Origin of the sequence: Pseudokineococcus sp. 1T1Z-3, from assembly GCF_037482365.1 — a bacterium.
Classification (GTDB): Bacteria; Actinomycetota; Actinomycetes; order Actinomycetales; family Quadrisphaeraceae; genus Pseudokineococcus.
The window spans coordinates 63,219-69,314 of the sequence record NZ_JBBHZF010000009.1 but is presented as its reverse complement, the minus strand read 5'-3'; the positions used below and the strand labels follow the sequence as shown (position 1 = coordinate 69,314).

General features: G+C 77.5%; 4 protein-coding genes. All 4 read left to right on the top strand.

The features are described 5' to 3' along the window. Positions 1-55: 55 nt before the first annotated feature. The 4 genes from WDV86_RS03325 to WDV86_RS03310 all read left to right on the top strand — a co-directional run bounded on the left by WDV86_RS03325 (position 56) and on the right by WDV86_RS03310 (position 6,042). Positions 56-874 (top strand): CDP-alcohol phosphatidyltransferase family protein, encoded by an 819-nt coding sequence (locus WDV86_RS03325; protein ID WP_339566173.1) that lies wholly within the window; start codon positions 56-58, stop codon positions 872-874. Next, positions 871-1,965 (top strand): acyltransferase, encoded by a 1,095-nt coding sequence (locus WDV86_RS03320; RefSeq protein ID WP_339566172.1) that lies wholly within the window; start codon positions 871-873, stop codon positions 1,963-1,965. The genes WDV86_RS03325 and WDV86_RS03320 overlap by 4 nt, the downstream gene beginning before the upstream one ends. 92 nt (positions 1,966-2,057) lie before the next feature. Further along, the gene (locus WDV86_RS03315; protein WP_339566171.1) at positions 2,058-3,980 is read left to right on the top strand and encodes a metallophosphoesterase family protein; all 1,923 of its coding nucleotides are present in this window, start codon (positions 2,058-2,060) and stop codon (positions 3,978-3,980) included. 310 nt (positions 3,981-4,290) lie between these two features. Further along, complete coding sequence (locus WDV86_RS03310) at positions 4,291-6,042, top strand: DEAD/DEAH box helicase (protein ID WP_339566170.1); 1,752 nt, start codon at positions 4,291-4,293, stop codon at positions 6,040-6,042. The last annotated feature ends 54 nt before the right edge of the window (positions 6,043-6,096 follow it).

Sequence of the window (6,096 nt, the reverse complement as noted above, 5' to 3'; positions counted from 1 at the left end):
CCCGGACCGACGCGCCGTCACCAACCTCCGTGGTCAGTACAGCTAGCCTCCGGGCATGGCGTCGTCCCGGGACCCTCGGGACGGGCGAGGAGCCAGCGACGAGGGCAAGACCGGCGACGCGGGGAGGGCCGGCGACAAGAGCACGACGGGCGCCGCGGGGACGACGGGCGCCGCGGCGACCGGGCTGCCCGGGCGTGAGGAGCACCTGCGCCGGTGGGCCGCCCTGCACGGCGCGCCGCCGCCCACCGGTCTCGTGCGTTCCTGGCTCTCGGTCGTCCACGTCCTCGCGCGCCCGCTCGCCCGGGCCGGTGTGCCGCCGACGGTCCTGACCGCGGCCGGTCTGCTCGTGCCGCTCGCCGCGCTGCCCGCCGCGGCCGCCGGCGGCCGGTGGGCCCTCGCCGTCCCGGTGCTCGTGCTCGTCTCGGGCGTCCTGGACAACCTCGACGGCGGTGTCGCCGTACTCTCGGGGCGCACGAGCACCTGGGGCGCGGTCGCCGACGCCGTCGCCGACCGCGTCGCCGACGCCCTCGCCCTGGTCGCGCTGTGGCTGCTCGGCGCGCCCGGGCCGCTCGTCGTCGCCGCCGGCGCGCTCGCGGCGCTCGCCGAGTACGCCCGTGCCCGCGCCGGGGCGGCGGGGGTGCACGAGGTCGGCGTCGTCACCGTGGGGGAGCGGCCGACCCGGGTGCTCGTCGTCGCCGCGACGGCGCTCGTCGTCGGCCTGCGCCCGGAGCAGGCGCCGACGTGGACGCTGCTCGGGGCCGCGGCGGCGCTCGTCGTCGCGCTCGTCGCCCTGGTCCAGCTGCTGCCCGTGCTGCGGCGGGCGCTCCTGGCCGTGGACGCCAGGGACGAGAACCCGGGGAGCGCTCGCCGGTGAGGGTGCTGGACGGCGTCCCCGAGCAGGCGCCCCGGCCGACGGCGACGCGGTGGATGGACGGCGCCCGGGTGCTGGCGATCGTCGCCGTCGTCCTGATCCACCTGCTCGCGCCCGTCGTCGAGGGCCGCGGCGTGCCGGTCGGCAGCGCCGGCTGGTGGCTGGCCAACGTCCTCAACTCCGCGACGCGGTGGTGCGTGCCCGTCTTCGTCATGATCGCCGGCGCGCTGGCGCTGGACCCGGCCCGGACGGCCCGGCCGCGTGAGTACTTCCGCCGGCGGCTGTCCCGCATCGGCGTCCCGCTCGTGGTCTGGACGGTCTTCTACCTGCTCTTCCGCCGCCTGGTGCTGCAGCGCGACCTGGAGCCCGCCGAGGCGGCCAGCTCGGTCGCGGCCGGTGCGCCGTTCCTGCAGCTGTACTTCCTCTACGTCCTCGCCGGGCTGGTGCTGGCCACGCCCTTCCTCAAGGTCGTCACGCGGCACGCGACGTGGCGGATGTCGCTCGGTCTCGGCGTCGTCCTGCTGGCCGCCGGCGCGCTGGACGCGGTGCTGAGCGTCGTGGCGGGCGTGGGCGAGCCCAACGCCGCCACGCGCTTCCTGCCCTTCGCCGGCTACTACGTGCTCGGCTGGTGCCTGCGCGACGTCGTCGTCCGCGGCCGGGGGGCGGCCTGGGCGGTCGGGGGGCTCGCGCTGTCGGTCGCGCTCACCGCGACGGCGGCCGGCGTCAGCGGCTACGGGTCGCTGGGCCGCTACGCCTACGGCTTCCTGTCCCCGACCGTCGTCGTCATGTCGGTCTGCGCCTACCTCGTCCTGCACCGGGGCCTCGCGCGGCTGCCGGAGCCTGCCGAGGCGGCGCTGAACCGCTGGGCCCCCTACGCCTTCGGCGTCTTCCTCGTCCACGGCGCGCTCGTCTACGGGGTGCGGCGGCTCACCGGGCAGGCCGACACGCTGGGGGAGGTCCTGGCCACGGTCGTGCTGCTGCTGCCGGCGCACCTGGTCGCGGCGACGGCGCTCACCTGGGTGCTGCTGCGGGTGCCGTACGTGCGGGCGGCGCTCGGTGAGCCGGCGCGGCGGCCACGGCCCCAGGCCTCCTGAGCGCGGGCGGCCCTGCCGCTGTGCACGTGCGCGTCACCAGCAGGACGCCGGGGCGCCGGGAGGCCGACGCCCGCGACCGCTGCGATGAGCCCATGGGCAGACGAGCCGGGACGGAGCAGGTCGGGCGCGACCAGGACGGGGCCGACCAGGACTGGGCCGACCAGGACTGGGGGACGGGGCCGAGCCGGCGCCGGGTCCTCGGGGCGGCGGTCGCGGGCGGGGCGGTCGTGGGCGGGGCCGCGGTGGCGGCGGCCCCGGCGGCGGCCTCGGCGGTCCCCGCGGTGACCTCGGTCGAGAGCGGCGACGGGTGGCTGCTGGGCGGGCCGTACCTGCTCGACACCGGGTACTGGGGCCCGCGCGTCGTGTGGCTCACCGAGGAGGCGCCTGCCGTGACGGGGATCGTCCACGGCGACGCCGTCGCCGCGATGGACGCCGCGGCGCTCGCGGCGGCGGTGTCCGGACGGCGCCGTCGCGGCCGCGGCTGGGAGCGCACGCTCGCGAGCACGGTGGAGCTCTCGCGCACGCGCGAGGACGCCGCCTCGCGCGTGCCAGGGCGCAGCTACGACGCGATCACCCGGCGGCGGGTGCTGCGGCACACCGCGGACGCGCCGAGCCGGCTCCCGCGCGACCGGCGGACGCCCTACGTCGTCGTCGCCGTCCTCGCCGACGGCCGCGCCGTCGTCAGCACGCCCGCCACGGTGGCGCCCCTGCGTCGTTCGGGGCCGGTACGCCTGCTGCTGACGAGCGACCACCAGCTCATGCGGATGACGCCCGCCAACCTGGAGGTGGCGGCCGAGACCGTCGGCGTCGAGCTGGACGGCGTCCTGGTCGCCGGGGACCTCGTCAACGTCCCCGACCGGGCCAGCGAGTGGTTCGACGACGCCGACGGACGGGCCTTCTTCGCCGGGCTCACCGGCCGCGGCGCGCAGGAGATCGCCGGCCGGACCTACCGCGGCGCCCCGTTCGTGCAGAGCACGCCGATCTACCCGGCGGTCGGCAACCACGAGGTGATGGGGCGCGACCGGCTGGGGACCCTCGGCGCCCAGTACAACGACCCGCAGCCGCGGTGGGTGGCCGAGCAGCGCTGGGAGGCGGGGGAGGGCGCGGGCAGCGGCCAGAGCCGGGAGGCATGGGTGCAGGACGCGTCCTGGTCGGTGACGACGTACGAGGAGCTCTTCCCCGAGCCCGCCAGCGCCGAGGGCGGTCCGCGGTGGTGGGCGCGACGGGTCGGCGACGTCTTCGTCGTGTCGCTCTTCGCGACGCAGATCTGGCGGACCAAGCGGGTCTCGCCGGCGGTGCGGGGCACCTTCACCGAGGCCGAGGTCGACCTCGACGACCCGGTCGAGTGGGGGTGGGGCCAGCACATCTTCGAGCGCGTCGACGCCGGCTCGCCGCAGCTGCGGTGGCTGGAGCAGCAGCTGTCCTCGCCCGCCGCGCGGGAGGCGCGCTACCGCGTCGTCATGCACCACCACGCCGCGCACGGCCTCGGCGACAACACGGCCCCGCCCTTCACCGACCCGGTCCAGACCGTGACGCGCGACGCCTCCGGGGCCGTGACGTCGGTGACCTACGCCTACCCGCAGGAGGAGGACCACCTGCTGCGCGACCTGGAGCCGGTCCTGCTCGCGCACGGCGTCGACCTCGTGCACAACGGGCACAGCCACCTGTGGAACCGCTTCGTCGGGCCGGGCGGGACGAACTGGCTCGAGACCTCCAACGTGGGCAACACCTACGGCGCCTACGACGAGACCTCGGGGCGCTCGCGCGCCCTCCCGCCCTCGGAGGACCACGTCGTGCAGGGCGACCCCGGCGGGCTGGAGCCCGTCGTCCCGACGGTCGCGCCGCTGGCCGGCCCCGACGGGACGCCGCTTCCCTACGTGTCGAGCAACGACATCACCGTCTTCTCGGTGCTCGACTCGGCCGACGGCGTCGTGCGCTCCTACCGGTTCGACACCCGCGACCCGGGCGGCGACGTCGTCCTCCTCGACGAGATGCCGCTGCGGCCGGGCGGCTGACCGCCGCCCACGGGGTGGACCGGCGACGGCTCGCCCCGGTGAGGGCCCCTGGGAGGGCGGCTGGGGAGGACCGGCCCTCGGGCGGTCGGCGCGGTCGTCGGGTCCGCGGGTGGTGGTGCACACTGGGGGGACCGCGGCGCCCACCGGCGCCCCGCCGAGCCGCCCCCGCAGCTCCCGGCAGCGGCCCGGCCCCGACTGGTCCTCCTCTGGACCTCGGCGTGCCCGCAGGCCGGTCGCCCCCCGCGCGGACGAGCGCCCCTCGGCGCCCCGATGTCGCACCGCGACAACGTCCCGAGAGGCCATCGCGCCCATGAACCAGCCCAGCTCCCGCCAGCCCAGCGCCCGTCAGCCCGGTTCCCGTCAGCCCGGCTCCCGCACGTCCGGTCGTCCGGCCGGCGGTCCGTCCCGCTCGGGCGGAGGCCGTCGCCCCGGCGGGGCCCCTCGCCCCGGCGGCCGTCCCGGTGACGCGTCCGGGCGGGGTCCCGCGGCCCCCGCCGACGACCTCGCGGGCGCCGTCCTCGTCTCCGAGGACGCCGTCGTCGAGCAGTCCTTCGCCGAGATCGGCGTCCCGCAGGCGCTCGCGACGTCGCTCGCCTCCCGAGGCTTCGAGCGGCCCTTCCCGATCCAGGCCGTGACGCTGCCGGCGACGCTCGCCGGCCGGGACGTGCTGGGCCGCGGCCGCACCGGCTCGGGCAAGACCCTGGCCTTCGCGCTGCCGCTGGCCGCCCGCCTGGCCGAGAAGCCGCCGGTGCGCCGGGGCCGCGGGCGCCCCCGCGGGCTCGTCCTCGCCCCCACGCGCGAGCTGGCCACGCAGATCACCGCGACGCTCGAGCCGCTCGCCACCGAGGTGGGCCTGAAGGTCACCACGATCTTCGGCGGCGTCCCGCAGGGCCGCCAGGTCACCGCGCTGGAGGCGGGCGTCGACGTGGTCGTCGCCTGCCCCGGGCGCCTGGAGGACCTCATCGGCCAGGGCCACGTGCACCTGGACGCCGTCGAGGTCACGGTCCTGGACGAGGCCGACCACATGGCCGACCTCGGCTTCCTGCCGGGCGTCAAGCGTCTCCTGGACCGGACGCCGGCCGGCGGGCAGCGCCTGCTCTTCTCGGCGACGCTGGACAACGGCGTCGACGTGCTCGTGCGCCGCTACCTCTCCGAGCCGCTGACCTTCGCGATCGACCCGGCGACCTCGCCCGTCGTCGAGATGACCCACCACTGGCTCGCCGTGCGCGACGCCGGCGCCAAGGCCGACGTCGTCCGCACGCTGGCCTCGGGGCAGGGGCGCCGGATGATGTTCCTGCGCACCAAGCACCAGGCGAAGAAGCTGGCCAAGCAGCTGACGGCCGAGGGCATCCCGGCTGTCGACCTGCAGGGCAACCTCTCCCAGAACAAGCGCCAGGAGAACCTCTCCCGCTTCTCCTCCGGCGACGTCAAGGTCCTCGTGGCCACCGACATCGCCGCCCGCGGCATCCACGTCGACGACGTCGAGCTCGTCGTGCACGTCGACCCGCCCACCGAGCACAAGGCCTACCTGCACCGCTCGGGGCGCACGGCCCGGGCGGGCTCCGGCGGCGACGTCGTCACGCTCGTCCTGCCCGAGCAGGACCGGGACGTGCGCACGCTCGTGCGCCTGGCCGGCATCTCGCCGGCGCGCCACGACGTCGACGCCGCCTCGCCGGTGGTCGCCGACCTCACCGGGCCGGTGGCCCCGCACGTCGAGCCCGCCCCCGTGGTGCCGGCGCAGCCGCAGGGCAGCGGGCGTCGCCGCGGTGGTGGCGGCGGGGGTGGCACCACCGGCCAGCCGGGACCGCGCGGCGGCTCCGGCGATGGTCGTCGCGGTGGGGGCGCCGGCGGTGGTGGTCGCAGCGCCGGTGGTCGCAGCGGCGGCGGTCGCGGTGGCGGCCGCAGCGGCGGGCCGTCGACGTGGTCCAGCTCCTCCGAGGGCTGGGGCGGCGGGTCCGGCGCCTCGGGCGGGTCGTCCTCGCCCCGCCCGCCGGCACCGCGCCGCTCGGTGGTCGACGTCTCGCGCGCCGGCGGCGGCGGACGACGGCGCGGGGGGCGCTGAGCCCCCGCCCGCCCGCCCAGTCACGACCCGCCCGTCGGGCGGGTCGTGACTCGA

What these genes read in the sequence shown, in the direction of transcription:
- WDV86_RS03315 (WP_339566171.1), top strand. Translation starts at nt 2,058, where the DNA reads ATGGGCAGACGAGCCGGGACGGAGCAGGTCGGGCGCGACCAGGACGGG.
- WDV86_RS03325 (WP_339566173.1), top strand. Translation starts at nt 56, where the DNA reads ATGGCGTCGTCCCGGGACCCTCGGGACGGGCGAGGAGCCAGCGACGAG.
- WDV86_RS03310 (WP_339566170.1), top strand. Translation starts at nt 4,291, where the DNA reads ATGAACCAGCCCAGCTCCCGCCAGCCCAGCGCCCGTCAGCCCGGTTCC.